The following is a 26,784-nucleotide window of genomic DNA, read 5'->3' as shown; positions in this document are numbered from 1 at the left end:
TCCGGCCTGCAGTGCACTCTGCAGGCCGCGTTTTATCCCGGCCCCCAATCTTCCTTATGTAAATACTTCGCAAACTCAGCCAATAATGACGTTATATTTAATGTCAATTTAATGTTCCCTGCTCAGAATAATCGCTCAATCAGCTGGTAGCGGAAATTATCATGGAAAAGAAAAATGGCAATGAGTCTCATCTCCGTTCTGAGAAAATACAAAAATGCACAATAGTGAGCGTGATAACAAATAGTTTACTCACCGGCTTTCAGATAGTTGCAGGAATATTCTCCGGCTCACAGGGATTAATTGCTGATGGGATTCATTCTCTTTCTGATTTATCCTCCGACTTTGTCGTTTTGATTGCGAATAAAAAGAGTCAGAAAGCCTCTGATATCGATCATCATTACGGTCATCTGCGTTTCGAAAACGGTGCAAAACTCATTATTGGCGCTATTCTGCTGCTGGTTGGCGTTGGGATGCTCTGGTCCGCAGGGAATAAACTGCTTCACCCCGAGACGCATCAGCTGGTGAAAGGGGCTGCTTTGTGGGTGGCGATACTGGCGCTGGTGGTGAAGGAAAGCCTGTTCAGATACATGTTTGCCACGGGAAAACGTATTCAGTCCTCGCTGCTGATAGCCAATGCCTGGCATGCCCGTTCTGACGCCGCCTCGTCAGTGGTTGTCGCCATCGGGATTGCCGGGAATTTAGTGGGTTTTCACGCGATGGACCTGATTGCAGCCCTGATTGTCGGGATATTTATCGCCCATATGGGCTACAAATTCTCTGCCGATGCCCTGCACGACCTGATGGACCGTTCGCTTGAGCCCGAGCTGGAGCACGACATCAAAACGTGTCTTCTCTCAACCGAGGGCGTCACCGGACTCCATGATTTAAAAACCCGCAAGATGGGCGATTTAGCCCTTGTCGATGTCCATCTGGAAGTTAACGGCGAACTAAGCGTAAAAGAAGGGCATCAGATTGCCGTCAATGCCAGAAACAACGTGATGAAAAAATTCAATGTGCTGAACGTGATGACGCATATTGATCCTACCCACTAATCGAAACGCATAAATACAGTATGACGCAAGCGATCGTTAAGGCTTCGTCCGTCACGGAATCCGCCTTACATTTGCATAAATTCCTGACGGTCTTTATTGAGACATATTTCTGGGCACACGGTTTCATGGGCCTCGTTCATATGTACCTGACGCTACGCGCGCAGCGTAAATATCAGTATTCAGAGTAAACGGTTCGCAGAGCCCGGCGTTTCCGGGCTCCGTTTCATTCATCCAATCACACGTCTTTTACGCGGCAGGTCAGCAGAAGCGTCACGACAGAGATCGCCGCAATCATCCAGTAGACAGACGCATGCCCGTAGCTTTGCGCCAGCGCCCCCTGAATCACGCCTGCCAGAATCACCCCGGTTGAAATACTGTTGGTAAAAAGCGTGGTCGCCGAGCCTGCGCGACCGGGCATGAGATCCTGAAACCAGAGCATGCCGATCCCGGCAACAATCCCGATAAACACGGCGTTAAACAGCTGCAGCGCCAGCAACGCTTCACGCGAATGGAAAAGGATCAGCCCCGCGTAGAACAGCACCCCGGCCGCCACGGCGACGATCATCATCCGACGCTTTCCAAAGCGCTTAACGTAGTAACCCGCCAGAATCATCGCCGGAATTTCCAGCCCGGCGGCGGTCCCCATTAAGATCCCCGCAAGCTTGTCCGGCAGGCCCAGATCGCTGCTGATCCACAGCGGCATATCGATGATGTACATGGTGTTGCAGGTCCACATCAGCGTGGAGGCAATAAACAGCATGCGGACGTTTTTGTCCTGCCAGCCGCTAACCTCGGTGACAGGTTTATCCGTCGTCTGTTCGACGCGCGCCACGGACGGCAGCGCGAAGGCAATCAATACCAGACTGATGACAAAAATCCCGGCGGCGATGGAGAACATGGCGGTAAAACCGTAGTTCAACGCCAGCATGAAGGCCAGCGGCGGGCCAATGACCCACGCCAGCGAGAGCTGGGCACGCATTACCGAGCTGAACATCACCACTTCCCGCGCCGAGTTATCCGCATATTCACGGGCCAGCGCGAACAGCTGCGGCATGGCGGTGTTCGCCAGCGACGCCAGCAGCACGCCGCAGGTAATGAGCGTCAGATAATGACGGTTGAAGGCAAAGAGCAGCGCGTTGCCCACGGCCATGGCGCAGCAAAAGAGGATCAGCCTGCGGCGATCGCCCTGGCTGTCCGATCGTTTCGCCAGCGCGAGGCTGACCAGGATCCCGGCAATGGCGTTGACGGTATAAAACAGGCCAACCCAAAACGGCTGTGCCCCCACCTCGCGGCTGAGAAACAGGCTCAGCGTCGGCGCCTGCAGCGCCCCCGCCACGCCCATCATAAAGGCCACCAGCATAAAAGCGGCATACACGCCGTTCAGGCGTCGCCCCATCGTCATCAACCAGAGCATGCGCAAGTCCTTGTGAAAGCGAATCGAAATTGGGTGAAAGAATAAACGAAAAAAGCCAGCAAAAACATTTTGCTGGCGGGTGATTAGCACCAATACTCAGTCACACATGATCGAGGCGAGTTAGCGGGAAGAGGTCGGTGTTGTAACGTCCCACTGCATCAATTCTTCTAACGTTTTCAGCCGTTGCTCTGCACACCGGCGGGCCAGCCAGGACGATCCCTTTGTCGCTGAAAAGTACTGCTGATAAAACTGACGTGCGGTAGACCTCTTCATAATTTACCTCCTCACTTCATCGAGGAGAATTATTGGCCTAATATAGGGATAAATAAATTGCTGGTTTTTTGTCAGGAGTTCCCCTTTTATGCCTTCCGGTCGTCTGCAACAACAGTTTATCCGCCTCTGGCAGTGCTGCGAGGGGCAATCGCAGGAGACCACGCTCAACGAGCTGGCTGACCTGCTTAGCTGTTCCCGCCGCCATATGCGCACGCTGCTCAACACCATGCAGCAACAGGGTTGGTTAAGCTGGGAAGCGGAGGCGGGACGCGGCAAGCGCTCGCGACTGACCTTTCTCTATACCGGGCTGGCGTTGCAGCAGCAGCGTGCGGAAGACCTGCTCGAGCAGGACCGCATCGATCAGTTGGTACAGCTGGTGGGCGACAAAGCCGCCGTGCGCCAGATGCTGGTTTCCCATCTCGGGCGCAGCTTTCGTCAGGGCCGACACATCCTGCGGGTGCTCTACTATCGCCCAATGAAAAATCTGTTGCCCGGCACGGCCTTACGCCGCTCTGAAACCCACATGGCCCGGCAAATCTTCAGCGGCCTGACGCGCATAAATGAGGAAAACGGGGAACTGGAAGCGGATATCGCGCACCACTGGCAGCAGGTTTCCCCGCTTCACTGGCGCTTCTTCTTACGCCCCGGCATCCACTTTCACCACGGCCGCGAGCTGGAAATGCACGACGTCATCGCCTCTCTGGAACGCGTCCGCAAGCTCCCGCTCTACTCGCATATCTCCCGCGTCCACTCCCCCACGGCCTGGACGCTGGATATCGAGCTGTCGCAGCAGGATAAGTGGCTTCCCTGGCTGCTGGGCTATGTGCCGTCGATGATTTTGCCCGGCGAGTGGGAATCGTTGAACAACTTTGCCAGCCAGCCGATTGGCACCGGGCCCTATTCCGTGTCCCGCAATAACAGCAACCAGCTGAAAATCCGCGCGTTCGACGACTACTTTGGCTATCGGGCGCTGATCGACGAAGTGAACGTGTGGGTATTACCGGATCTCAATGAAGAGCTGAGCGCCGGCCTAACGCTTGAAGGCCCCACCACGGGAGAAAAGGCCGTGGAAAGTCGCCTTGAAGAGGGATGTTACTATCTTCTCTTTGACCGCCGCACCCACCGTGGGGCAAACCAGGCCGTCCGCAAGTGGATCAGCCACGTTTTGTCCCCTTCCAATCTGATCTACCATGCGGAAGAGCAGTACCAGACATACTGGTTCCCGGCGTATGGCCTGCTTCCGCGCTGGCACCACGCCCGCCCGGTGCACTGCGACAAACCCGCAGGGCTGGAGTCCATCACCCTGACCTACTACCGCGAGCACGTGGAGCATCGTTTTATCGCCAGAATCATGACCCGACTGCTGGCAGCCGAGGAGGTCACGTTAGACGTCAGGGAAGTGGACTATGACGAATGGCATCAGGGGGAGATCGCCAGTGATATCTGGCTCAACAGCGCCAACTTTACCCTGCCGCTCGATTTTTCCCTTTTCTCGCATCTGTATGAAGTGCCTCTCATCCAGCACTGCATCGACCGTGACTGGCAGCAGGATGCAGCCCAGTGGCGTGCGGGAGAAATGAATCTTGCTGCGTGGTGCCAGCAGCTGCTGGCCGAGCAGGCGATCGTACCGTTGATCCACCACTGGCTGATGATCCAGGGCCAGCGCAGCATGCGCGGCCTGCGGATGAATACCCTGGGCTGGTTTGATTTTAAATCCGCCTGGTTTGCGCCGCCGGAGCCATAACGCTTTCGTAATATTCACCAAATCATTACAATAGCGCCGTTCTCAACGGGGTGCTGCATCACAGATGTGCGCTGAGATAATACCCGTCGAACCTGATCCGGATAACGCCGGCGAAGGGATTTGAGGCTGTCGCTCAAAATCCTTTGCCACTCAACTTTGAGGTGCAAAGTGTTAAAAAAAGTTCTCCCCCTGCTGGCGCTGTTTGCGCTGCCTGCTTTTGCGAAGCCCGTCCTGACGGTCTACACCTATGACTCCTTCTCTGCCGACTGGGGCCCTGGCCCGGTAGTCAAAAAAGCCTTTGAAGCTGACTGTAACTGCGAGCTGAAGTTCGTGGCGCTGGAAGATGGCGTGTCGCTGCTTAACCGTCTGCGTATGGAAGGGAAAAACAGCAAGGCCGACGTGGTGCTCGGGCTGGATAACAACCTGCTGGAAGCCGCCTCGCAAACCAAACTGTTTGCCAAAAGCGGCGTAGCAGCAGATGCCGTTAACGTGCCGGGCGGCTGGAAAAACGACACCTTTGTGCCGTTCGACTATGGCTACTTTGCTTTTGTTTACGACAAAAATAAGCTGACAAACCCGCCGAAGAGCCTGAAAGAGCTGGTCGAAAGTGACCAGAAGTGGCGCGTAATTTATGAAGATCCGCGTACCAGCACGCCAGGTCTGGGCCTGCTGCTGTGGATGCAAAAGGTCTATGGGGATAAAGCGCCGGAAGCGTGGCAGAAACTGGCCGCCAAAACCGTCACCGTGACCAAGGGCTGGAGCGAAGCCTATGGCCTGTTCCTGAAAGGCGAAAGCGATCTGGTGCTGAGCTACACCACTTCGCCGGCCTACCACATTATCGCCGAAAAGAAAGATAACTATGCTGCCGCTGATTTTGCTGAAGGGCACTATCTGCAGGTGGAAGTCGCCGCGCGTACCGCCGCCAGCAAACAGCCCGAGCTGGCCGAGAGGTTCCTGAAGTTCATGGTTTCACCGGCGTTCCAGAATGCGATTCCCGCAGGCAACTGGATGTATCCGGTCACTAACGTTGCCCTGCCCGCAGGTTTCGAGCAGTTGACCAAACCAACAGCCTCGCTGGAGTTTACGCCGCAGCAGGTCGCCGCGCAGCGTGCAGCATGGGTAAGTGAATGGCAACGCGCCGTCAGCCGTTGATTCCCGGCTGGTTACTTCCCGGGCTGCTCGCCGCCATAGTGATGGTAGTGGTCAGCCTGGGAGCTTTTCTTGCACTGTGGTTCAACGCGCCAGAGAGCGATCTGCTTGCCCTCTGGCACGACGGCTACCTCTGGCACGTTATCCGGTTCTCCTTCTGGCAGGCATCTCTCTCTGCCCTGCTGTCGACGATCCCGGCCATTTTTCTGGCGCGCGCACTGTATCGGCGGCGTTTTCCCGGCAGGCTGGCACTGCTGCGCCTGTGCGCCATGACGCTGATCCTGCCCGTGCTGGTAGCGGTATTTGGTATTCTGAGCGTTTACGGTCGCCAGGGCTGGCTGGCTTCGCTGTTCGGCCTGCTTGGTCTGGAATGGTCATTCTCGCCTTACGGACTGCAGGGCATTCTGCTGGCGCACGTCTTTTTCAATATGCCGATGGCAACGCGCCTCTTCCTGCAGGCGCTGGAAAACATTCCCGGGGAACAGCGTCAGGTTGCCGCCCAGCTCGGCATGCGCGGCGTGTCGTTCTTCCGCTTTGTCGAATGGCCGTGGCTGCGCCGCCAAATCCCGCCCGTCGCGGCGTTAATCTTCATGCTCTGCTTTGCCAGCTTTGCCACCGTGCTGTCACTCGGCGGCGGGCCGCAGGCCACCACCATTGAGCTGGCGATTTACCAGGCGCTAAGTTACGACTACGATCCCGGTCGCGCCGCGCTGCTGGCGATGGTGCAGATGGCGTGCTGCCTTGCGCTGGTGCTGCTGAGCCAGCGGCTGAGTAAAGCCATTCCCGCTGGCAGCAATCAAATAACCGGCTGGCGCGATCCGCAGGACAGCCTGCACAGCCGCGTCACCGATTTTATCCTGATTGCGCTGGCGCTCCTGCTTCTGCTGCCGCCGCTGATGGCCGTTATCGTTGACGGACTGAACCTCAATCTCATATCCGTCCTGCAACAGCCCGTCCTCTGGCAGGCCACCTGGACCTCGCTGCGTATCGCCCTGGCGGCTGGGTTACTCTGCGTCATGCTGACCATGATGCTGCTGTGGAGCAGCCGTGAACTCTATGCCCGGCAGGCCCAAAAGGCCGGACAGGCGCTGGAGCTGACGGGGATGCTCATTCTGGCGATGCCGGGCATCGTGCTGGCGACGGGCTTCTTTTTACTGTTCAACAGCACCATCGGCCTGCCGGAAAGGGCCGATGGCATCGTGATTTTCACCAACGCCCTGATGGCCATTCCTTACGCGCTCAAAGTGCTGGAAAATCCGATGCGCGACGTCAACAGCCGCTACGGTTTGCTGTGCCAGTCGCTGGGCATGCAGGGCTGGCAGCGGCTGAGGGTGGTCGAACTCCGCTCGCTGAAACGTCCGCTGGCGCAGGCGCTGGCGTTTGCCTGCGTGCTGTCGATTGGGGATTTTGGCGTGGTGGCTCTCTTTGGCAATGACGATTTCCGCACGCTGCCGTACTGGCTCTATCAGCAAATCGGCTCTTATCGCAGTCAGGACGGCGCGGTCACCGCGCTGTTACTGCTGCTGCTGTGCTTTGCCTTATTTACCGCTATCGACAAACTCCCGGGGCGTGATGTTAAAACTGACTGATGTAACCTGGCTTTACCAGCATCTGCCGATGCGCTTCACGCTCTCCGTGCGTCAGGGGGAGATGATCGCCGTACTTGGCCCAAGCGGCGCGGGAAAAAGCACGCTGCTTAATTTGATTGCGGGTTTTCTGCAGCCGGCAAGCGGCGCGATCGTCATTGAAAATCACGATCATACCCACACGCCGCCCGCAAAACGTCCGGTCTCAATGCTGTTTCAGGAAAACAACCTGTTTACCCACCTGACGGTGCGGCAAAACATCGCGCTGGGAATGCATCCGGGACTCAGGCTGAACGATGCCCAGCGCCAGAAGCTGGAGATCATTGCCGCACAGATGGGGATCGCTGAGTTCATCGACAGGCTGCCGGGCGAGCTTTCCGGCGGCCAGCGTCAGCGCGTGGCGCTGGCGCGTTGTCTGGTGCGCGAGCAGCCGATCCTGCTGCTGGATGAGCCGTTCTCGGCGCTCGATCCTGCTTTGCGCCAGGAGATGCTGGCGCTGGTGCAGGACGTCTGTCAGCGCCAGCAGCTGACGATGCTGATGGTTTCGCACAGTATTGAGGATGCCGCGCGGATTGCGCCGCGATCGGTGGTGATTGCCGAAGGGCGTATTTTGTGGGATGGAAGTACAGAAGAACTGCTGAGTGGTAGAGCGGGTGCGTCTTCGCTAATGGGCATTCGAGCGGTCTGATGCCCTCACCCTGACCCTCTCCCAAAGGGAGAGGAAAATAGTCCTTAACGGCTGACCACTTTTAATAAAATTTCGCCGTACACCGGCATCAGCGGGTGACGAATCAGCGCGACCAGGGCTACCACGGCCACACCCAGCGTCAGCGGGGCCAGCCAGAGCAAGCGAGTACGCGGGAGATAGCGCGTCAGGCGATCGACACTGGCTTTCGCGCTGCGCCACAGCCGCCAGCAGAGCCATGCCGCCAGCCACAGCAGCACCGCCGTGCCCAGCAGCAGCCATTTAAACTCGCCGCTTTGCATACCGTCAGGAATATCAATGGCAGCACCCGCGAGGATCCCCGGCAGGAAGTAGAACGGCGGCCAGAAGACGCAGCCGATAATGTTTGGCACCACGAATTTCGCGACGGGCAGATCCAACATTCCCGCCACCATCGGCACCAGCGGACGCGTTGGCCCGACAAAGCGGCCAACGAGGATAGTAAACATGCTGTGCTGGTGCAGCGCATGCTCGGTTTTATCCAGCAAGGCTTTGTTCTTTTTCATAAACGACCAGCGGTGCAGCGGCTTCTTAAAGCGCCAGCCCAGCCAGAAGGAGATCCAGTCGCCAAGCAGGCAGCCGATAATCCCGGCCAGCCACGCCTGCCAGAAATTAACCTCGCCGCTGCCAATCAGCGCCCCAAGCCCTGCCATCATCACGGTGCCGGGCAGGATCAACCCAACCAGCGCCAGCGATTCCAGAAACGCCACCAGCGCCACGGCGATGAGCGAGTACATAACGGACTGGGTAATAAAGTGTTCCAGCAATGCCTGCATAACTATTCCGGTCAGAAAACGAATCAGCGATTCTGCTTAGCGCCCCGCACCGCGTCAAGGCATCAATTGTCTGAATAGTTTACAAGATGCTCCTGAAGTTCACCTGAATGTTTACCGTTTATTCACATCCCGCGCGGAATTCACTCGGGCTGGCGCCGGTGCATTTTTTAAATACCCGGGAGAAATAGAGCTGATCCTCAAAGCCTACGTTACGCCCCACGGTGGCGATGGGCATCCGGGTGGTGCTGAGCAACAGTTTCGCCTGGCTGATGCGCTGATCCTCACGCCAGCTCAAAACGCTGACGCCCAGCTGCTGGCGGAACAGATGCGACAGCCGCGACGGCGACAGGCAGACGTGCTGGGCAACGCTGGCGATATCAAACTGGCTATCGGCCAGGTGGTCGCTGATGTACTGGCAGGCGTCGCGCACGCGGTTATCCAGCGGCGGGTTAAGCGACTCGTTGATCGCCTCCATCCGTCGCAGAAGCAGCTGTTCGAGCAGGTTAATCGCCAGCAGTTCAGCGTAACGACCCCCGGCCTGTCCCGCCTCAATAATCTGCGCAAAAAGCTCGCGAAACTGCGCCAGATGAACCTCATCCGGGCGATAAAAACCGGTGTGCGCAAAAATAGCCGGCCAGGAAAGCCACTCCTGCCAGTAGGCGCGCGGACGGAAGTAGACCCACTGGTGATACCACTCTTTGGCATCCGGATGACGGCCATAGTGGTGGATCTCCCCCGGCGGGAACAGCAGGATATCGCCGGGGCGGCAGACAAACTGCTGGTCACCGTTCTTGATGATCCCTTCCCCTCGCACGGTCAGGTTGAGGATATACCCTTTCATCCCGAGCGGTCGGTCGACGTAAAAGTCGAGATATCCCTCAGCCTCGATAGGGGTCAGTCCCGCCACAAGGTGCGCGTTAAACGAGTATCCCGGCAGCAGGGGATCGTTTTGCGTTTCGGCCATAGATTCAGTTCTCCCAAGGGTCCTGAAGGAAACCAATTGTCCATATCACTAAAAGCAGCTTAAAAATGGCCCGCGAAAAGATCCAAAAAGCATCACGCCGCTTTTACGTCCGCCATGTTTCAGCCTTTCCCCCTGATTTCTCCGCCAGAGCAGGCAGATAACCAGTAACAAAAGTGTCTATAAGTGCGGCAGAAATGTCCACATTGAATATTTGCACGGCGTCACACTTTCCGTTGTAACAGCAATTTAATCCATAAGATTAGCGGATCCTGCCTGACGACTTTTGTCCCCAGTCTCTAATGTTCTTCCATACCTGTTTTTTCGATGGAGCAACACCATGGCAATTGCGATTGGCCTCGATTTTGGCAGCGATTCAGTTCGCGCGCTGGCAGTGGACTGTACGTCCGGCCAGGAGATAGCAACCAGCGTTGAGTGGTACCCGCGCTGGCAAGAGGGGCGCTACTGCGATGCGCCGAACAACCAGTTCCGCCACCACCCGCGTGACTATATCGAGTCGATGGAAGCGGCGATTAAAACCGTCCTCGCTGAACTGACTGACGCCCAGCGGGCTGAGATTGTCGGCATTGGCGTCGACAGCACCGGCTCCACGCCTGCCCCTGTGGATGCCGAAGGCCGCGTGCTGGCGCTGCGCCCGGAGTTCGCCGACAACCCGAACGCCATGTTCGTGCTGTGGAAAGACCACACCGCCGTGGAAGCGGCCGAAGCCATCACCCGCCTGTGCCATCAGCCGGGCAAAACAGACTACTCGCGCTACATCGGCGGGATTTACTCCAGCGAATGGTTCTGGGCTAAGATCCTCCACGTCACCCGTGCCGACGCCGCCGTCGCACAGGCTGCGGCGTCATGGGTTGAACTGTGCGACTGGGTGCCTGCCCTGCTCTCCGGCACCACGCGCCCGCAGGATATCCGCCGCGGTCGCTGCAGCGCCGGGCATAAATCCCTGTGGCATGAAGGCTGGGGCGGACTGCCTCCGGCCGCGTTCTTCGATGAACTTGACCCAATTATCAACAAGAACCTGACATACCCGCTGTTTACCGACACCTTCACCGCCGATATTCCGGTCGGCACCCTCTGCGAAGAGTGGGCGACGCGTCTCGGCCTGCCGCAGAACGTGGCGATCTCCGGCGGCGCCTTTGACTGCCATATGGGCGCCGTGGGCGCGGGCGCGCAGCCAAACACGCTGGTCAAAGTCATCGGTACCTCCACCTGCGACATTCTGACGGCGGATAAAGCCACCGTCGGCGACCGCGCGGTGAAAGGCATCTGCGGCCAGGTGGACGGCAGCGTGGTGCCGGACTTTATCGGCCTCGAAGCCGGTCAGTCCGCGTTTGGCGATATCTACGCCTGGTTTGGCCGCGTCCTCGGCTGGCCGCTGGATCGGCTGGCGGCGGCGCATCCTGAACTGAAAACCCAGATCGCCGAGAGCAAAAAGCAGCTTCTGCCGCAGCTCACCGAAGCCTGGGCAAAAAATCCGTCTCTCGAACACCTGCCGGTGGTGCTGGACTGGTTTAACGGTCGCCGCACGCCGTTTGCCAACCAGCGTCTCAAAGGGGTGATTACCGACCTCAACCTGGCGACCGACGCGCCTGCGCTGTTCGGCGGTCTGATTGCCGCAACGGCCTTCGGTGCCCGCGCCATTATGGAGTGCTTCACCGAGCAGGGCATCAACGTGAACAACGTGATGGCGCTGGGCGGCATCGCCCGTAAAAACCCGGTGATCATGCAGGCCTGCTGCGACGTGCTGAACCGTCCGCTGCAGATTGTGGCCTCCGATCAGTGCTGCGCGCTGGGCGCGGCGATTTTTGCTGCCGTGGCCGCAGGCGTTCATGCGGATATCCCGACCGCGCAGCAGCATATGGCGAGCGCCGTTGAAAATACGCTCCAGCCGCGTGCCCAGCAGGCACAACGCTTTGAACAGCTTTATCAGCGCTACCAGCAATGGGCAAAAAGCGCCGAACTTCACTATCTCCCTGTCGCCGCCCCGGCCAAAAGCACCGCGGACACTACGGCAACCCTGACCCATTAAGGACACGATGATGACCATTTTTAATAACTATGAAGTGTGGTTTGTGATTGGCAGCCAGCATCTGTACGGACCGGAAGCGCTGCAGCAGGTGACGAAACACGCGGAGCACGTGGTTAACGCGCTGAACGCGGAAGCTAAACTGCCGTGCAAACTGGTGCTAAAACCGCTGGGCACCACGCCGGACGAAATTACCCACATCTGCCGCGACGCCAACTACGACGATAAATGCGCCGGTCTGGTGGTGTGGCTGCACACCTTCTCGCCCGCCAAAATGTGGATCAACGGCCTGTCTATCCTCAACAAACCGCTGCTGCAGTTCCATACCCAGTTCAACGCCTCCCTGCCGTGGGACAGCATCGACATGGACTTTATGAACCTGAACCAGACCGCGCACGGCGGCCGCGAGTTCGGCTTTATCGGCGCGCGTATGCGTCAGCAGCACGCGGTGGTCACCGGCCACTGGCAGGATGGCAAAGCGCAACAACGTATTGGCTCCTGGATGCGTCAGGCGGTCTCTAAGCAGGATACCCGCCACCTGAAAGTGGTGCGTTTCGGTGACAACATGCGTGAAGTGGCGGTCACCGACGGCGACAAAGTGGCCGCGCAGATCAAGTTCGGCTTCTCCGTGAATACCTGGGCCGTGGGCGACCTGGTGCAGGTGGTGAATGAAATCAGCGACGGCGACGTGAGCGCGCTGGTGGACGAGTACGAAAGCAGCTATCGCCTGACGCCTGCGGCACAAATCAACGGCGACAAGCGCCAGAACGTGCTGGACGCGGCGCGCATCGAGCTGGGCATGAAGCGCTTCCTGGAACAGGGCGGCTTCCACGCCTTTACCACCACCTTTGAAGACCTCCACGGACTGAAACAGCTGCCGGGCCTGGCGGTACAGCGTCTGATGCAGCAGGGCTATGGCTTTGCGGGCGAGGGCGACTGGAAAACTGCCGCTCTGCTTCGCATCATGAAGGTGATGTCGACCGGTCTGCAGGGCGGCACCTCCTTTATGGAGGACTACACCTACCACTTCGAAAACGGCAACGACCTGGTGCTCGGCTCCCACATGCTGGAAGTGTGCCCGACGATCGCCGTGGAAGAGAAACCGATCCTCGACGTGCAGTATCTCGGCATCGGCGGTAAAGCCGATCCGGCGCGATTGATCTTCAACACCCGCACCGGCCCGGCCATCAACGCCAGCCTGATCGACCTCGGCGATCGTTTCCGCCTGCTGGTGAACTGCGTCGATGCGGTTGAAACACCGCACTCCCTGCCGAAACTGCCGGTTGCCAACGCCCTGTGGAAAGCGCAGCCAGACCTGCCAACCGCCTCAGAGGCCTGGATCCTGGCCGGCGGCGCGCACCACACGGTGTTCAGCCACGCGCTGGATCTGAACGACATGCGTCAGTTCGCCGAGCTGCACGACATCGAACTGACCGTGATTGATAACGACACCCGCCTGCCCGCCTTCAAAGACGCGCTGCGCTGGAACGAAGTCTATTACGGTTCAAAACGCTAAGCCCTGAATGCCCGGTGGCGCCGCGTTTACCGGGCCTACGGTTCCGTAGGCCGGATAAGCGAAGCGCCATCCGGCAGGAGACAACTATGTTAGACGATCTCAAACGTCAGGTGCTCGAAGCCAACCTGGCGCTGCCGAAACATAATCTGGTGACCCTGACCTGGGGCAACGTCAGCGCCGTTGACCGGGAAAAAGGCGTGTTCGTGATTAAGCCTTCCGGCGTTGATTACACGGTGATGACCGCAGACGATATGGTCGTTGTCAGCCTCGAGACCGGCGAAGTGGTGGAAGGTAAGAAAAAACCGTCCTCCGATACGCCGACTCACCGTCTGCTGTACCGGTCATTCCCGACCATCGGCGGCATCGTGCATACCCATTCCCGCCATGCGACCATCTGGGCGCAGGCGGGCCAGTCCATCCCGGCGACCGGCACCACCCACGCGGACTACTTTTACGGCACCATTCCCTGCACGCGTCTGATGACCGATGCGGAGATCGGCGGTGAGTACGAGTGGGAAACGGGCAACGTGATTGTTGAAACCTTCGAAAAACAGGGGATCGACGCGGCGCAAATGCCCGGCGTGCTGGTGCACTCCCACGGCCCGTTTGCCTGGGGTAAAAACGCAGAAGACGCGGTGCATAATGCCATCGTGCTTGAAGAGGTCGCCTATATGGGGATCTTCTGTCGCCAGCTGGCGCCGCAGCTGCCGGATATGCAGCAAACCCTGCTGGATAAGCATTACCTGCGCAAGCATGGCGCGAAAGCGTATTACGGGCAGTAGCTCATCGCCCGGTGGCGCTGCGCCATCCGGCAAAACCAGCACTGTATAAAACCCCAGCAAACGCCCCTTAACCAGGCTATAATCAGGCCTGGTTTTGTTTTATGGGATAACGGCGTGGCGCAGGCGCAAGAAGGTTTTTTACTGACCCGACACTGGCGGGATACCCCTCAGGGCACCGAGGTCGCGTTCTGGCTGGCAACCGACAACGGCCCGCTGCACGTTACGCTGCCCCCGCAGGAATCCGTGGCCTTTATTCCTGAAGCCCACGTCGAGAAGGTGAAGCAGCTGCTGCGCGGCGAAAACGGCTGGCGCATCACCCCGCTTGAGCTGAAAGATTTCCACCGCCAGCCGGTTTACGGCCTCTACTGTCGCGCCCATCGCCAGCAGATGCGCTATGAAAAGCTGCTCCGCGAGGCGGGCGTGACGCTTTACGAAGCCGATATCCGACCACCGGAACGCTTTCTGATGGAGCGGTTCATCACCGCCCCCGTCTGGGTCGACGGCACCGCGCATAGCGGCAGCCTCGTTAACGCGCGCCTGAAGCCTAACCCACACTATCGCCCACCGCTGAAGTGGGTCTCCCTGGATATCGAAACCACCCGTCACGGCGAGCTGTACTGCATTGGCCTGGAAGGCTGCGGCGATCGGGTTGTCTATATGCTCGGGCCGCCGAATGGCGATGCGTCCGCGCTGGACTTCCGGCTTGAGTACGTCAGCAGCCGCCCGCAGCTGCTGGAGAAGCTTAACCAGTGGTTTGCCGACTACGATCCCGATGTTCTGATCGGCTGGAACGTGGTGCAGTTCGACCTGCGCGTGCTGCAAAAACACGCCGAGCGCTACCGCATCCCGCTGATGCTGGGGCGCGGAAACAGCGAGCTGGAATGGCGCGAACACGGTTTTAAGAACGGCGTTTTCTTTGCGCAGGCTAACGGTCGCCTGATTATCGACGGCATCGAGGCGCTAAAATCCGCCTTCTGGAACTTCTCTTCATTCTCCCTCGAAGCCGTCGCGCAGGAGCTGCTTGGCGAAGGCAAATCCATCGACAACCCCTGGGACAGGATGGACGAGATCGACCGGCGCTTTAACGAAGATAAACCCGCGCTCGCCACCTATAACCTGAAAGACTGCGAGCTGGTCACGCAGATATTCCACAAAACCGAGATCATGCCGTTCCTGCTGGAGCGCGCGACGGTGAACGGCCTTGCGGTCGACAGGCACGGTGGCTCGGTTGCCGCCTTTAGCCACCTCTATTTTCCGCGGATGCACCGGGCAGGATACGTCGCCCCCAACCTCGGAGACGTGCCGCCGCAGGCAAGCCCCGGCGGATACGTCATGGACTCCCGACCAGGATTGTATGACTCCGTTCTGGTCCTGGATTACAAAAGCCTGTACCCGTCGATTATCCGCACCTTCCTGATCGATCCCGTCGGGCTGGTTGAGGGCATGGCCCAGCCGGATGATGAGCACAGCACCGAAGGCTTCCTCGGCGCCCGCTTCTCGCGGGAAAAGCACTGTCTGCCTGAAATCGTGGGAAACATCTGGCACGGGCGCGACGAGGCCAAGCGCCACGGCAATAAGCCGTTATCACAGGCGCTGAAAATCATCATGAACGCCTTTTACGGCGTGCTGGGCACCAGCGCCTGCCGCTTCTTTGACCCGCGCCTCGCCTCCTCGATCACCATGCGCGGGCACGAGATCATGCGCCAGACCAAAGCGCTGATTGAGTCCCAGGGCTATGACGTCATCTACGGCGACACGGACTCCACCTTTGTGTGGCTTAAGGGCACGCATTCAGAAGAGGACGCCGCGCAAATCGGCAAAGCGCTGGTCGCCTTCGTGAACGACTGGTGGCAGGAACATTTGCAGAAAGAGCGGTTAACCAGCGCGCTTGAGCTGGAATTTGAAACCCATTTCGCCCGCTTTTTAATGCCCACCATTCGCGGTACCGATCAGGGCAGCAAGAAGCGCTACGCCGGGCTGATTCAGGAAGGCGACGCGCAGCGGATGGTGTTTAAAGGGCTGGAAACGGTGCGTACCGACTGGACGTCGCTGGCGCAGCAGTTCCAGCAGACGCTCTATCTTCGGGTGTTCCGCAATGAGCCGTATCAGGACTACGTGCGCGAGACGATAGCCAGCCTGATGGCGGGCGAACTTGACGCGCAGCTGGTGTACCGCAAGCGCTTGCGCCGCCCGCTGGCGGAGTACCAGCGCAACGTTCCTCCGCACGTACGCGCCGCGCGCCTGGCGGATGAAGAAAACGTCCGCCGTGGCCGCGCGCCGCAGTATCAAAACCGGGGTACCATCAAATACGTCTGGACCATAAGCGGCCCGGAACCCGTGGATTATCAGCATTCGCCTCTGGATTACGAACACTATCTGACGCGTCAGCTTCAGCCGGTTGCCGACGGAATTTTGCCCTTCATCGACGATGATTTTGCTACACTAGTGACAGGACAACTTGGCCTATTTTGACGCGTGACGAAATGGCTGCCATCCAGTACCATAGCGCCCTTTCCATTCCCGGACCCATTTTTCGATGACCGTCTTTTTTGACGGGGGTCGAACTATTGCCTGCAATTAAAGATTAGAGCCGAACAACTATGCCTTTTACACTTGGTCAACGCTGGATCAGCGATACAGAAAGCGAACTTGGATTAGGAACCGTCGTAGCAATCGATACGCGTATGGTTACCCTCCTCTTCCCGGCCACCGGTGAAAACCGTCTTTACGCTCGCAATGACTCCCCTGTAACCCGCGTGATGTTTAATCCGGGTGACACCGTGACCAGCCATGACGGCTGGCAGCTCAAGATTGAAGACGTAAAAGAAGAGAATGGACTGCTCGCCTACATCGGGACTCGCCTGGACACCGACGAGGCCAATGTCATCCTGCGTGAAGTGCTGCTCGACAGCAAGCTGGTGTTCAGTAAGCCGCAGGACCGCCTGTTTGCCGGGCAAATCGACCGTATGGATCGCTTCTCCCTGCGCTATCGCGCGCGCAAGTTCCAGAGTGAACAGTACCGCATGCCGTGGAGCGGCCTGCGCGGCCAGCGCACCAGCCTGATCCCTCACCAGCTGAACATCGCCCATGACGTGGGCCGTCGTCACGCGCCGCGCGTGCTGCTGGCAGATGAAGTGGGCCTGGGTAAAACCATCGAAGCGGGTATGATCCTGCATCAACAGCTGCTTTCCGGGGCTGCCGAACGCGTGCTGATTGTGGTGCCAGAAACCCTGCAGCACCAGTGGCTGGTTGAGATGCTGCGCCGCTTTAACCTGCGTTTCTCTCTGTTCGATGACGAACGTTATGCCGAAGCGCAGCACGATACCGACAACCCGTTTGAAACCGAACAGCTGGTCATTTGCTCCCTGGACTTCGTGCGCCGCAGCAAGCAGCGTCTTGAGCACCTGTGCGATGCCGAGTGGGACATTATGGTCGTTGACGAAGCGCACCATCTTGTCTGGAGCGAAGACGCGCCGAGCCGCGAATACATGGCTATCGAGCAGCTTGCCGAGCGCGTCCCTGGCGTCCTGCTGCTGACCGCAACGCCGGAGCAGCTGGGTCTGGAAAGCCACTTCGCCCGCTTGCGCCTGCTCGATCCAAACCGTTTCCACGACTTCGAGCAGTTCGTGGAAGAACAGAATAACTACCGTCCGGTCGCGGATGCCGTCGCCATGCTGCTGGCGGGCAAGCGTCTTTCAAACGACGAACTCAACACGCTGAGCGATCTGATTGGCGAGCAGGATATCGAGCCGCTTTTGCAGGCGGCGAACAGCGAGAGCGACAACGCGGAATCCGCGCGTAAAGAGCTGATCGACATGCTGATGGACCGCCACGGCACCAGCCGCGTGCTGTTCCGAAACACCCGTAACGGCGTCAAAGGCTTCCCGAAACGCGAGCTGCACACCATCAAGCTGCCGCTGCCAACGCAGTATCAGACGGCGATTAAAGTCTCCGGCATTATGGGTGCGCGCAAAACCCAGGAAGAGCGCGCTCGCGACATGCTTTATCCGGAACAAATCTACCAGGAATTTGAAGGCGATACCGGCACCTGGTGGAACTTCGATCCGCGCGTGGAGTGGCTGATGGGCTACCTGACCGCGCACCGCTCCCAGAAAGTGCTGGTGATCTGCGCCAAAGCGGCCACCGCGCTGCAGCTGGAGCAGGTCCTGCGCGAGCGCGAAGGTATTCGTGCCGCCGTGTTCCACGAAGGCATGTCCATCGTCGAGCGCGACCGCGCCGCGGCGTGGTTCGGGGAAGAGGACAGCGGCGCACAGGTTCTGCTGTGCTCGGAAATCGGCTCTGAAGGCCGTAACTTCCAGTTCGCCAGCAACCTGGTGATGTTCGATCTGCCGTTTAACCCGGATCTGCTGGAGCAGCGCATTGGCCGTCTGGATCGTATCGGTCAGGCGCATGATATTCAGATCCACGTGCCGTATCTGGAAAAAACCGCGCAGTCCGTGCTGGTACGCTGGTTCCACGAAGGTCTGGACGCGTTTGAACATACCTGCCCAACGGGCCGCACCATTTACGATCGGGTGCATGGCGATCTGATCGGCTACCTGGCCGCGCCGGAAAACGCGGAAGGGTTTGATGAGCTGATCAAGTCCTGCCGTGAGCAGCACGACGCGCTGAAAGCGCAGCTGGAGCAGGGCCGTGACCGTCTGCTGGAGATCCACTCCAACGGCGGTGAAAAAGCGCAGGCGCTTGCCGAAAGCATTGAAGAACAAGATGATGACACCAGTCTGATCGGCTTCTCCATGAACCTGTTCGACATCGTCGGCATCAACCAGGACGACCGTGGCGAGAATCTGATTGTCCTGACCCCGTCCGATCACATGCTGGTTCCGGATTTCCCGGGCCTGCCGGAAGATGGCTGTACCATCACCTTCGAACGTGATGTGGCGCTGTCCCGCGAAGACGCCCAGTTTATCACCTGGGAACACCCGCTGATCCGCAACGGTCTGGATCTGATCCTGTCCGGCGATACCGGCAGCAGCACCATCTCCCTGTTGAAAAACAAGGCGCTGCCGGTGGGTACCCTGCTGGTGGAGCTGATCTACGTTGTGGAAGCGCAGGCGCCGAAACAGCTGCAGCTCACCCGCTTCCTGCCGCCAACGCCTATCCGCCTGCTGCTGGACAAAAACGGCACGAACCTGGCGGGACAGGTTGAATTCGAGAGCTTCAACCGACAGCTGAGCGCGGTAAACCGCCATACGGGCAGCAAGCTGGTAAACGCGGTACAGCAGGACGTGCACGCCATTCTGCAACTGGGCGAAACCCAGATTGAAAAAGCGGCCAGAACGCTGATTGACGCCGCGCGCAGCGAAGCCGACGAGAAACTGTCTGCGGAGCTGTCCCGTCTGGAAGCGTTAAAAGCAGTCAACCCGAACATCCGTGACGACGAGCTGGCGGCGATTGAGAGCAACCGTCAGCAGGTGCTGGAAAGCCTGAATCAGGCGAGCTGGCGTCTGGATGCCCTGCGTCTTATCGTTGTGACGCATCAGTAAACGGAGCGCAAGATGGTGATGGAGCCTTACAATCCGCCGCAGGATCCCTGGCTGGTCGTTCTGTATCAGGATGAACACATTATGGTGGTCAACAAGCCCAGCGGCCTGTTGTCCGTGCCGGGGCGCCTGGATGAGCACAAAGACAGCGTGATGACGCGTATCCAGCGCGATTATCCGCAGGCGGAGTCCGTCCATCGCCTGGATATGGCCACCAGCGGCGTGATTGTGGTGGCGCTGAATAAAGCGGCGGAACGCGAGTTAAAGCGCCAGTTCCGCGAGCGCGAGCCGAAAAAGCAGTATGTCGCCCGCATCTGGGGCCACCCCGTGCAGGCGGAAGGGCTGGTGGATTTACCGCTGATCTGCGACTGGCCGAACCGGCCAAAGCAGAAGGTGTGTTATGAAACCGGCAAGGCCGCGCAGACCGAGTATGAAGTGCTGGAGTACGCGCCGGATAATACCGCGCGCGTCCTGCTTAAGCCGATTACCGGACGTTCACACCAGCTGCGCGTGCATATGCTTGCCCTGGGTCATCCGATTCTGGGCGACCGCTTTTACGCGCCGCCTGAAGCGCTGGCCTTAGCGCCACGCCTGCAGCTGCACGCGCAGACGCTCACCATCACCCATCCGGCCTTTGGTAACGCGATGACGTTTAAAGCCCCGGTGGACTTCTAAAAAAAAAGCCCGACACCGTCGGGCTTTTTCTTATTTGAAACCTTTCTTCTCTTTAATGAGCTCGTAAGCCTTCTGGATTTCCTGCGCTTTTTGCTTCGCCATCTCCATCATTTCCGGCGGCAAGCCTTTCGCGACCAGTTTGTCCGGATGATGCTCGCTCATAAGCTTACGGTAGGCACGTTTAATCGTGGTCTGATCGTCAGAGGGCTTTACGCCAAGCACGTTGCAGGCATCTTCCAGCGTCGGCCCACGCTGCGCCTGCTGCCAGGCTCCGCCGGACGACTGCTGGTGATAGCCGCCGCCAAACTGCGCCCCGCCCTGCATCATGCGCAGGAACTGGTCGAACTGCATACGGGAGATGCCCAGCTCTTCCGCAATGACGTACAGTACATCGCGTTCATTAGGGTGAAGCGAACCGTCGGCGAAGGCCGCCTGGATTTGAATTTCCAGAAACATCCGAATTAAATCAAAACGTCCAAAACAGATGCTGCGGAACTGACGCATTTTTTCGCGAAGCGGATAATTATCCGCTTTACCGATGCGAAACGCGTTTTGTGCTGCCAGACGGGAGTCACCGTGAAGGTTCATGCGATCCATAAAAACGCTGGCAATCTGAATATCGGCTTCTGTGACACGCCCTTTGGATTTGGTTAAATGCCCCATGACCTCAAAGGTGGTGGAGAAAAAGAGTGACTGACGCTCGCGCTGATTGGCAAACCAGGCCATTTTGCGGCTGCGCGCCTTATCAAACATATGGCCGATAATAAGCCCAAGCACAATCCCCCAGAACCCGGCTCCCATGATGATGGCGAACACAACGCCGATTATTTTACCCCAATACTGCATATACTCCCCGGATAGTCATATTCCTGGCCGACGCAACGTCATCATCACTGTGTTCAAGTCACGGTCAATTGAAGGACATCGCCTATAATTTGCTTTATCATACTCGTCATTCGATAGCGAGCCTAACACTCTGGCACGCAAACGGGCAGGATTAACGCTGGTACTGCGCAGATGAGTAAGATAGTCTCTGAGCGTTTATAAGCCGTAGCCACTGATGACGGAACAATAAAATACAACGTATGAAAAAACGTATCCCCACCCTCCTGGCCACAATGATTGGCACCGCCCTGTACAGTCAACAGGGGCTGGCGGCCGATCTCGCCTCGCAATGTATGCTTGGCGTCCCAAGTTATAATCGCCCACTGGTGAGTGGCGATACAAATAGCTTGCCGGTAACCATTACTGCCGACAGTTCGAAAGGGACTTACCCTGACAATGCCACGTTTACGGGCAATGTTGATATTAACCAGGGCAATAGCCGCCTGCAGGCAGATGAAGTGCAGTTACACCAGAAGCAGCCGGAAGGTGCGGCCGAGCCGGTACGAACGGTGGATGCGCTGGGTAATGTGCACTATGACGACAATCAGGTCATCCTGAAAGGTCCGAAAGCCTGGTCAAACCTGAATACCAAAGATACTAACGTCTGGAAAGGTGATTACCAGATGGTGGGTCGCCAGGGGCGCGGTGACGCAGACCTGATGAAACAGCGCGGTGAAAACCGCTATACGATCCTGGAAAACGGTACGTTCACGTCATGTCTGCCGGGTTCAAATACCTGGAGCGTGGTCGGGAGCGAGGTTATCCATGACCGCGAAGAACAGGTCGCAGAGATCTGGAACGCCCGCTTCAAGCTGGGTCCGGTGCCGATATTTTACAGCCCTTATCTGCAGCTTCCCGTGGGTGACAAACGTCGCTCCGGTTTCCTGATCCCGAATGCCAAATACAGCACGTCGAACTACTTTGAGTTCTACCTGCCGTATTACTGGAACATCGCGCCAAACATGGATGCGACGATTACGCCGCACTATATCCACAAGCGCGGCAACATCATGTGGGAGAACGAGTTCCGCTATCTGACCCACGCCGGTGCGGGTCTGATGGAGCTGGACTATCTGCCGTCAGATAAAGTCTTCCGGGACGAGCATCCGACCGAAGGCGATAAACACCGCTGGTTATTCTACTGGCAGCATGCCGGGGTGATGGATCAGGTGTGGCGCTTTAATGTTGACTACACCAAAGTTAGCGATTCGTCTTATTTTAATGACTTCTCGTCCAAATACGGCTCGAGTACCGATGGCTATGCCACGCAGAAATTCAGCGTAGGCTATGCGGTACAGAACTTTGACGCGACCGTCTCGACCAAGCAATTCCAGGTATTTTCTGACCAGTCCACGCCTACGTATGGCGCAGAGCCACAGCTGGACGTTAACTGGTATCAGAACGATGTGGGTCCATTCGACACTCACGTCTACGCTCAGGCGGTGCATTTCGTTAACACGGATTCGGACATGCCTGAAGCCACGCGAGTTCACCTTGAGCCGACGGTCAATCTGCCATGGTCTAACGACTGGGCAAGCCTGAATACCGAAGCCAAGCTGATGGCGACACACTATCAGCAAAAAAATGTTGATAACTACAACGCAACAAACAATACGCATCTGGCAGAGTCGGTCAACCGCACGCTCCCGCAGTTCAAAATGGACGGCAAGCTCATCTTCGAGCGTGATATGGCCCTGTTGGCGGATGGTTATACCCAGACGCTCGAACCACGTATGCAGTATCTGTACGTGCCGTACCGCGATCAGAGCAAGATTCAGAACTACGACTCTTCTTTACTCCAGTCTGACTACAGCGGCCTGTTCCGTGACCGTACTTACGGCGGTCTTGACCGCATCGCATCCGCTAACCAGTTAACGACCGGCGTCACAACCCGTGTTTATGATGATGCCGCCGTTGAACGTTTTAACGTTTCTGTTGGTCAAATCTACTATTTCACCGAGTCACGCACCGGTGATGACAACATTAACTGGGAGAAAGATAACAAAACGGGATCGCTGGTTTGGGCGGGAGATACTTACTGGCGTATGACTGACCGCTGGGGTCTGCGCGGTGGTGTGCAATATGACACTCGACTCGATAATATTGCGACAAGTAGCGCTGCTATTGAGTACCGCCGTGATGAAGACCGTATGGTGCAGTTGACGTATCGTTACGCCAGCCCGGAATATATTCAGGCAACATTGCCATCTTATGCTGGCTCAGAACGCTATAAAGACGGTATTTCGCAGGTGGGTGGTGCAGCAAGTTGGCCAATCGCCGACCGGTGGTCAATCGTAGGCGCTTACTACTTTGACACTAACGCCAATAAAGCTGCTGACCAGATGGTGGGTCTGCAATATAACTCCTGCTGTTACGCGCTGCGTGTCGGCTACGAACGCAAACTTAACGGCTGGGATACTCAAAACAATCAGAGCAAATACGATAACGTGATTGGCTTTAACTTCGAGTTACGCGGCCTGAGTTCCAACTACGGTCTGGGTACGCAGAAAATGCTGCGCTCGAATATTCTGCCGTACCGTAGCGCCTTGTAATGTGCTTGATTTGCAACGTAATCCGCTTTGCGGTTAATTGAAATGGAAAAAGTATGAAGAACTGGAAAACGCTGCTGCTCGGTGTCGCTATGGTTGCGAATACCAGCTTCGCGGCCCCCCAGGTTGTTGATAAAGTCGCTGCTGTGGTTAACAACGGCGTCGTGCTTGAAAGTGACGTTGACGGTCTGATGAAATCGGTGAAGCTCAATTCGGGCGAAGCCGGTCAACAGCTCCCGGATGACGCCACGCTGCGCCACCAGATCCTGGAGCGTCTGATCATGGATCAGATCGTTCTGCAGATGGGGCAGAAAATGGGTGTGAAGGTCACTGACGAGCAGCTCGATCAGGCGATCGCTAACATCGCGAAGCAGAACAATATGTCTTTAGATCAGATGCGCAGCCGTCTGGCCTATGACGGCATCAGCTACGCCACCTACCGTAACCAGATCCGTAAAGAGATGCTGATTTCGGAAGTGCGTAACAACGAAGTACGTCGCCGCGTCACCATCCTGCCTCAGGAAGTGGACGCGCTGGCAAAACAGGTGGGTAACCAGAACGATGCGAGCACAGAGCTGAACCTGAGCCACATCCTGATCCCACTGCCAGAGAACCCAACGTCCGATCAGGCTGCGGAAGCAGAAAGCCAGGCGCGTTCTATTGTTGAACAGGCGCGTAACGGCGGCGACTTTGGCAAGCTGGCAATCACCTACTCCGCTGACCAACAGGCGCTGAAAGGCGGCCAGATGGGCTGGGGACGTATTCAGGAGCTGCCATCCATCTTTGCTCAGGCGCTGAGCACGGCGAAGAAAGGGGATATCGTTGGTCCTATCCGTTCAGGCGTGGGCTTCCACATTCTGAAGGTGAACGATCTCCGCGGCCAGAGCCAAAATATCTCCGTCACCGAAGTTCACGCTCGCCACATTCTTCTGAAACCGTCACCGATCATGACTGACGATCAGGCGCGTGCGAAGCTTGAACAGATCGCAGCAGATATTAAGAGCGGTAAAACCTCGTTTGCGAAGGCCGCAAAAGAGTTCTCTCAGGATCCAGGCTCTGCTAACCAGGGCGGCGATCTGGGCTGGGCAGCTGCGGATATTTACGATCCTGCCTTCCGTGACGCGTTGATGAAGCTGAACAAAGGCCAGATCAGCACGCCGGTCCACTCTTCGTTTGGCTGGCATCTGATCGAGCTGATGGACACCCGTAACGTTGATAAAACGGATGCGGCACAGAAAGACAGAGCCTACCGTATGCTGTTTAACCGTAAGTTCTCAGAAGAAGCAGCAACCTGGATGCAGGAACAACGCGCCAGTGCTTACGTGAAAGTTCTGAGCAACTAATGAAACAGCATCGTGTTGTTATCACGCCCGGCGAACCCGCCGGGATTGGGCCTGACCTCGTTGTCCAGCTCGCCCAGCGCAGCTGGCCGGTAGAACTGGTTGTCTGCGCCGATGCAACACTGTTACAAGACCGGGCAACGCTGCTCGGTCTGCCTTTAACGCTCATCCCTTACGTTGAAGGCCAAAAGCCTGCACCGCAGCAAGCCGGTACGCTCACCCTTCTTTCAGTTCCCCTTCGTACGCCGGTCATCCCGGGCCAGCTCAGCACGGAAAACGGCCACTATGTCGTTGAAACCCTGGCGCGCGCCTGCGACGGTTGCCTGAAGGGCGAATTTGCCGCCCTGATTACCGGCCCCGTCCACAAAGGCGTCATTAACGAAGCGGGCATACCGTTTACCGGGCACACGGAGTTCTTCGAAGCGCGCTCGCACAGCCCGAAAGTGGTGATGATGCTGGCGACGGAGGAGATGCGCGTTGCGCTGGTGACAACCCATCTGCCGATCAAAGCCATTCCTGATGCGATCACCCCTGAACTCCTGCGCGAGATCATCGGGATTTTGCACCACGATCTACAGACAAAATTTGGGATCGCGCAGCCGCACGTGCTGGTCTGCGGCCTGAATCCGCACGCCGGAGAAGGCGGTCATATGGGCACCGAAGAGATCGACACCATCATTCCGGTGCTCAACGAAATGCGCGCGAAAGGGATGAACCTCAGCGGGCCGCTGCCTGCGGATACCCTTTTCCAGCCGAAATACCTGGATAATGCCGACGCCGTGCTCGCGATGTACCACGATCAGGGCCTGCCCGTGCTAAAATACCAGGGCTTTGGCCGCGGGGTGAATATCACCCTCGGTTTACCCTTTATTCGAACGTCCGTTGACCACGGTACTGCGCTGGATCTGGCAGGCCAGGGGAAAGCGGATGTCGGCAGTTTTATTACGGCGCTTAATCTCGCCATCAAAATGATTGTTAATACTCAATGACTAATAGAGTCCATCAGGGCCACTTAGCCCGCAAACGTTTCGGGCAAAACTTCCTTAACGATCAGTTCGTGATCGAAAGTATTGTCTCGGCTATTAATCCGCAAAAAGGTCAGGCTATGGTCGAAATCGGCCCGGGCCTTGCCGCGCTGACCGAACCGGTAGGCGAACGCCTCGACGAGCTGACCGTCATCGAACTGGACCGCGATCTGGCCGCTCGCCTGCAAACGCACCCGTTCCTCGGGCCGAAGCTGACCATCTATCAGCAGGACGCCATGACCATGAACTTTGGCGAACTGTCGGAAAAAATGGGCCAGCCGCTGCGCGTGTTCGGCAACCTGCCGTACAACATCTCCACGCCGCTCATGTTCCACCTCTTTAGCTATACTGATGCCATTGCCGACATGCACTTCATGTTGCAAAAAGAGGTTGTTAACCGTCTGGTTGCAGGCCCGAACAGTAAAGCGTATGGTCGTTTAAGCGTGATGGCACAGTATTACTGCAACGTGATCCCGGTACTCGAAGTACCGCCGTCAGCGTTCACACCACCACCGAAAGTGGATTCAGCGGTTGTGCGCCTTGTGCCGCACAAAACGAAACCGTATCCGGTTAAAGATCTGCGCGTACTGAGCCGCATTACCACAGAAGCCTTTAACCAGCGCCGTAAAACGATCCGTAACAGCCTGAGCAATTCGTTTACCGTTGAGGTGTTAGCCGAGCTGGGGATCGACCCGGCAATGCGTGCGGAGAATATTTCCGTAGAGCAGTACTGCAAGCTGGCTAATTACATCAGCGATAATGCGCCGCCGAAGGAGAGTTAA

20 protein-coding genes and 1 riboswitch are annotated in these 26,784 nt (G+C 57.5%); of the genes, 15 read left to right on the top strand and 5 right to left on the bottom strand.

What is annotated here, in order from left to right:
* Positions 1-161: 161 nt before the first annotated feature.
* On the top strand, positions 162-1,052 hold the full coding sequence (locus tag AB8846_RS11210) for a cation diffusion facilitator family transporter (RefSeq protein ID WP_370732720.1): 891 nt from the start codon (positions 162-164) through the stop codon (positions 1,050-1,052).
* A gap of 235 nt (positions 1,053-1,287) precedes the next feature.
* Here the strand turns inward: AB8846_RS11210 and AB8846_RS11205 are convergent, their stop codons facing one another.
* The gene (locus AB8846_RS11205) at positions 1,288-2,466 is read right to left on the bottom strand and encodes a sugar efflux transporter (protein WP_063143335.1); all 1,179 of its coding nucleotides are present in this window, start codon (positions 2,464-2,466) and stop codon (positions 1,288-1,290) included.
* Positions 2,467-2,586: 120 nt separating this feature from the next.
* Entirely contained in the window at positions 2,587-2,739 is a 153-nt protein-coding gene (gene sgrT / locus AB8846_RS11200; RefSeq protein ID WP_023334488.1) for a glucose uptake inhibitor SgrT, read from the bottom strand.
* An 88-nt stretch (positions 2,740-2,827) separates the two neighbouring features.
* Here sgrT and sgrR point away from each other — a divergent pair, with 88 nt between their 5' ends.
* The 4 genes from sgrR (at position 2,828) to thiQ (ending at position 7,906) form a co-directional block, all read left to right on the top strand.
* Positions 2,828-4,483, top strand: a complete 1,656-nt coding sequence (sgrR, locus tag AB8846_RS11195; protein WP_370732719.1) for an HTH-type transcriptional regulator SgrR — start codon at positions 2,828-2,830, stop codon at positions 4,481-4,483.
* A gap of 36 nt (positions 4,484-4,519) precedes the next feature.
* Positions 4,520-4,620: riboswitch (TPP riboswitch) on the top strand.
* Between the two features lie 31 nt (positions 4,621-4,651).
* Entirely contained in the window at positions 4,652-5,635 is a 984-nt protein-coding gene (gene thiB, locus AB8846_RS11190; RefSeq protein WP_370732718.1) for a thiamine ABC transporter substrate binding subunit, read from the top strand.
* Positions 5,611-7,221 carry a thiamine/thiamine pyrophosphate ABC transporter permease ThiP gene (thiP, locus tag AB8846_RS11185; protein ID WP_370732717.1) on the top strand — a complete coding sequence of 537 codons (1,611 nt, stop codon included), beginning with the start codon at positions 5,611-5,613 and terminating at the stop codon, positions 7,219-7,221. Before thiB ends, thiP begins: the two co-directional genes overlap by 25 nt.
* Positions 7,205-7,906 (top strand): thiamine ABC transporter ATP-binding protein ThiQ, encoded by a 702-nt coding sequence (thiQ, locus tag AB8846_RS11180; protein WP_370732716.1) that lies wholly within the window; start codon positions 7,205-7,207, stop codon positions 7,904-7,906. The genes thiP and thiQ overlap by 17 nt, the downstream gene beginning before the upstream one ends.
* Positions 7,907-7,950: 44 nt before the next feature.
* Here the strand turns inward: thiQ and AB8846_RS11175 are convergent, their stop codons facing one another.
* Together AB8846_RS11175 and araC are read right to left on the bottom strand one after the other, a co-directional pair.
* Entirely contained in the window at positions 7,951-8,718 is a 768-nt protein-coding gene (locus tag AB8846_RS11175; protein ID WP_023310374.1) for a DedA family protein, read from the bottom strand.
* 118 nt (positions 8,719-8,836) lie between these two features.
* Positions 8,837-9,682, bottom strand: a complete 846-nt coding sequence (araC, locus tag AB8846_RS11170; RefSeq protein ID WP_023310373.1) for an arabinose operon transcriptional regulator AraC — start codon at positions 9,680-9,682, stop codon at positions 8,837-8,839.
* A gap of 337 nt (positions 9,683-10,019) precedes the next feature.
* Between araC and araB the strand changes: the two genes are divergently transcribed.
* The 6 genes from araB to rluA all read left to right on the top strand — a co-directional run bounded on the left by araB (position 10,020) and on the right by rluA (position 20,203).
* Entirely contained in the window at positions 10,020-11,729 is a 1,710-nt protein-coding gene (gene araB, locus AB8846_RS11165) for a ribulokinase (protein ID WP_370732715.1), read from the top strand.
* A 10-nt stretch (positions 11,730-11,739) separates the two neighbouring features.
* Positions 11,740-13,242 (top strand): L-arabinose isomerase, encoded by a 1,503-nt coding sequence (gene araA / locus AB8846_RS11160; RefSeq protein ID WP_023310371.1) that lies wholly within the window; start codon positions 11,740-11,742, stop codon positions 13,240-13,242.
* An 86-nt stretch (positions 13,243-13,328) separates the two neighbouring features.
* Positions 13,329-14,024, top strand: a complete 696-nt coding sequence (araD, locus tag AB8846_RS11155) for an L-ribulose-5-phosphate 4-epimerase (protein ID WP_032660728.1) — start codon at positions 13,329-13,331, stop codon at positions 14,022-14,024.
* 114 nt (positions 14,025-14,138) lie between these two features.
* On the top strand, positions 14,139-16,496 hold the full coding sequence (gene polB / locus AB8846_RS11150; RefSeq protein ID WP_370732714.1) for a DNA polymerase II: 2,358 nt from the start codon (positions 14,139-14,141) through the stop codon (positions 16,494-16,496).
* Positions 16,497-16,624: 128 nt separating this feature from the next.
* Positions 16,625-19,531 carry an RNA polymerase-associated protein RapA gene (gene rapA / locus AB8846_RS11145; protein ID WP_370732713.1) on the top strand — a complete coding sequence of 969 codons (2,907 nt, stop codon included), beginning with the start codon at positions 16,625-16,627 and terminating at the stop codon, positions 19,529-19,531.
* Between the two features lie 12 nt (positions 19,532-19,543).
* Complete coding sequence (gene rluA, locus AB8846_RS11140) at positions 19,544-20,203, top strand: bifunctional tRNA pseudouridine(32) synthase/23S rRNA pseudouridine(746) synthase RluA (protein WP_370732712.1); 660 nt, start codon at positions 19,544-19,546, stop codon at positions 20,201-20,203.
* A 30-nt stretch (positions 20,204-20,233) separates the two neighbouring features.
* Here rluA and djlA read toward each other — a convergent pair whose 3' ends face one another.
* Entirely contained in the window at positions 20,234-21,049 is an 816-nt protein-coding gene (gene djlA / locus AB8846_RS11135; RefSeq protein ID WP_063143325.1) for a co-chaperone DjlA, read from the bottom strand.
* A gap of 239 nt (positions 21,050-21,288) precedes the next feature.
* On the opposite strand from djlA, the gene lptD reads away from it, so the two are divergent.
* The 4 genes from lptD to rsmA are packed head-to-tail and all read left to right on the top strand — an operon-like array spanning position 21,289 to position 26,784.
* The gene (gene lptD / locus AB8846_RS11130) at positions 21,289-23,640 is read left to right on the top strand and encodes an LPS assembly protein LptD (RefSeq protein ID WP_370732711.1); all 2,352 of its coding nucleotides are present in this window, start codon (positions 21,289-21,291) and stop codon (positions 23,638-23,640) included.
* Positions 23,641-23,693: 53 nt separating this feature from the next.
* Positions 23,694-24,980 (top strand): peptidylprolyl isomerase SurA, encoded by a 1,287-nt coding sequence (surA, locus tag AB8846_RS11125; RefSeq protein WP_063143323.1) that lies wholly within the window; start codon positions 23,694-23,696, stop codon positions 24,978-24,980.
* Positions 24,980-25,966 carry a 4-hydroxythreonine-4-phosphate dehydrogenase PdxA gene (gene pdxA / locus AB8846_RS11120; protein WP_370732710.1) on the top strand — a complete coding sequence of 329 codons (987 nt, stop codon included), beginning with the start codon at positions 24,980-24,982 and terminating at the stop codon, positions 25,964-25,966. The genes surA and pdxA overlap by 1 nt, the downstream gene beginning before the upstream one ends.
* Positions 25,963-26,784: a 16S rRNA (adenine(1518)-N(6)/adenine(1519)-N(6))-dimethyltransferase RsmA gene (gene rsmA / locus AB8846_RS11115; protein WP_023310362.1), complete on the top strand. Its 822-nt coding sequence runs from the start codon at positions 25,963-25,965 to the stop codon at positions 26,782-26,784. Before pdxA ends, rsmA begins: the two co-directional genes overlap by 4 nt.

Source organism: Enterobacter sp. KB-221C9 (assembly GCF_041320715.1).
In the GTDB taxonomy this organism is placed as follows: Bacteria; Pseudomonadota; Gammaproteobacteria; order Enterobacterales; family Enterobacteriaceae; genus Enterobacter; species Enterobacter asburiae_D.
Note: the sequence above shows the minus strand (reverse complement) of the source record. Positions and strands in the feature narration are given on the sequence as shown.

Coding starts and splice junctions, on each gene's coding strand:
- AB8846_RS11210 (WP_370732720.1), top strand. CDS start 162: ATGGAAAAGAAAAATGGCAATGAGTCTCATCTCCGTTCTGAGAAAATA.
- AB8846_RS11205 (WP_063143335.1), bottom strand. CDS start 2,466: ATGCTCTGGTTGATGACGATGGGGCGACGCCTGAACGGCGTGTATGCC.
- sgrT (WP_023334488.1), bottom strand. CDS start 2,739: ATGAAGAGGTCTACCGCACGTCAGTTTTATCAGCAGTACTTTTCAGCG.
- sgrR (WP_370732719.1), top strand. CDS start 2,828: ATGCCTTCCGGTCGTCTGCAACAACAGTTTATCCGCCTCTGGCAGTGC.
- thiP (WP_370732717.1), top strand. CDS start 5,611: ATGGCAACGCGCCGTCAGCCGTTGATTCCCGGCTGGTTACTTCCCGGG.
- thiQ (WP_370732716.1), top strand. CDS start 7,205: ATGTTAAAACTGACTGATGTAACCTGGCTTTACCAGCATCTGCCGATG.
- AB8846_RS11175 (WP_023310374.1), bottom strand. CDS start 8,718: ATGCAGGCATTGCTGGAACACTTTATTACCCAGTCCGTTATGTACTCG.
- araC (WP_023310373.1), bottom strand. CDS start 9,682: ATGGCCGAAACGCAAAACGATCCCCTGCTGCCGGGATACTCGTTTAAC.
- araB (WP_370732715.1), top strand. CDS start 10,020: ATGGCAATTGCGATTGGCCTCGATTTTGGCAGCGATTCAGTTCGCGCG.
- araA (WP_023310371.1), top strand. CDS start 11,740: ATGACCATTTTTAATAACTATGAAGTGTGGTTTGTGATTGGCAGCCAG.
- araD (WP_032660728.1), top strand. CDS start 13,329: ATGTTAGACGATCTCAAACGTCAGGTGCTCGAAGCCAACCTGGCGCTG.
- rapA (WP_370732713.1), top strand. CDS start 16,625: ATGCCTTTTACACTTGGTCAACGCTGGATCAGCGATACAGAAAGCGAA.
- rluA (WP_370732712.1), top strand. CDS start 19,544: ATGGTGATGGAGCCTTACAATCCGCCGCAGGATCCCTGGCTGGTCGTT.
- djlA (WP_063143325.1), bottom strand. CDS start 21,049: ATGCAGTATTGGGGTAAAATAATCGGCGTTGTGTTCGCCATCATCATG.
- lptD (WP_370732711.1), top strand. CDS start 21,289: ATGAAAAAACGTATCCCCACCCTCCTGGCCACAATGATTGGCACCGCC.
- surA (WP_063143323.1), top strand. CDS start 23,694: ATGAAGAACTGGAAAACGCTGCTGCTCGGTGTCGCTATGGTTGCGAAT.
- pdxA (WP_370732710.1), top strand. CDS start 24,980: ATGAAACAGCATCGTGTTGTTATCACGCCCGGCGAACCCGCCGGGATT.
- rsmA (WP_023310362.1), top strand. CDS start 25,963: ATGACTAATAGAGTCCATCAGGGCCACTTAGCCCGCAAACGTTTCGGG.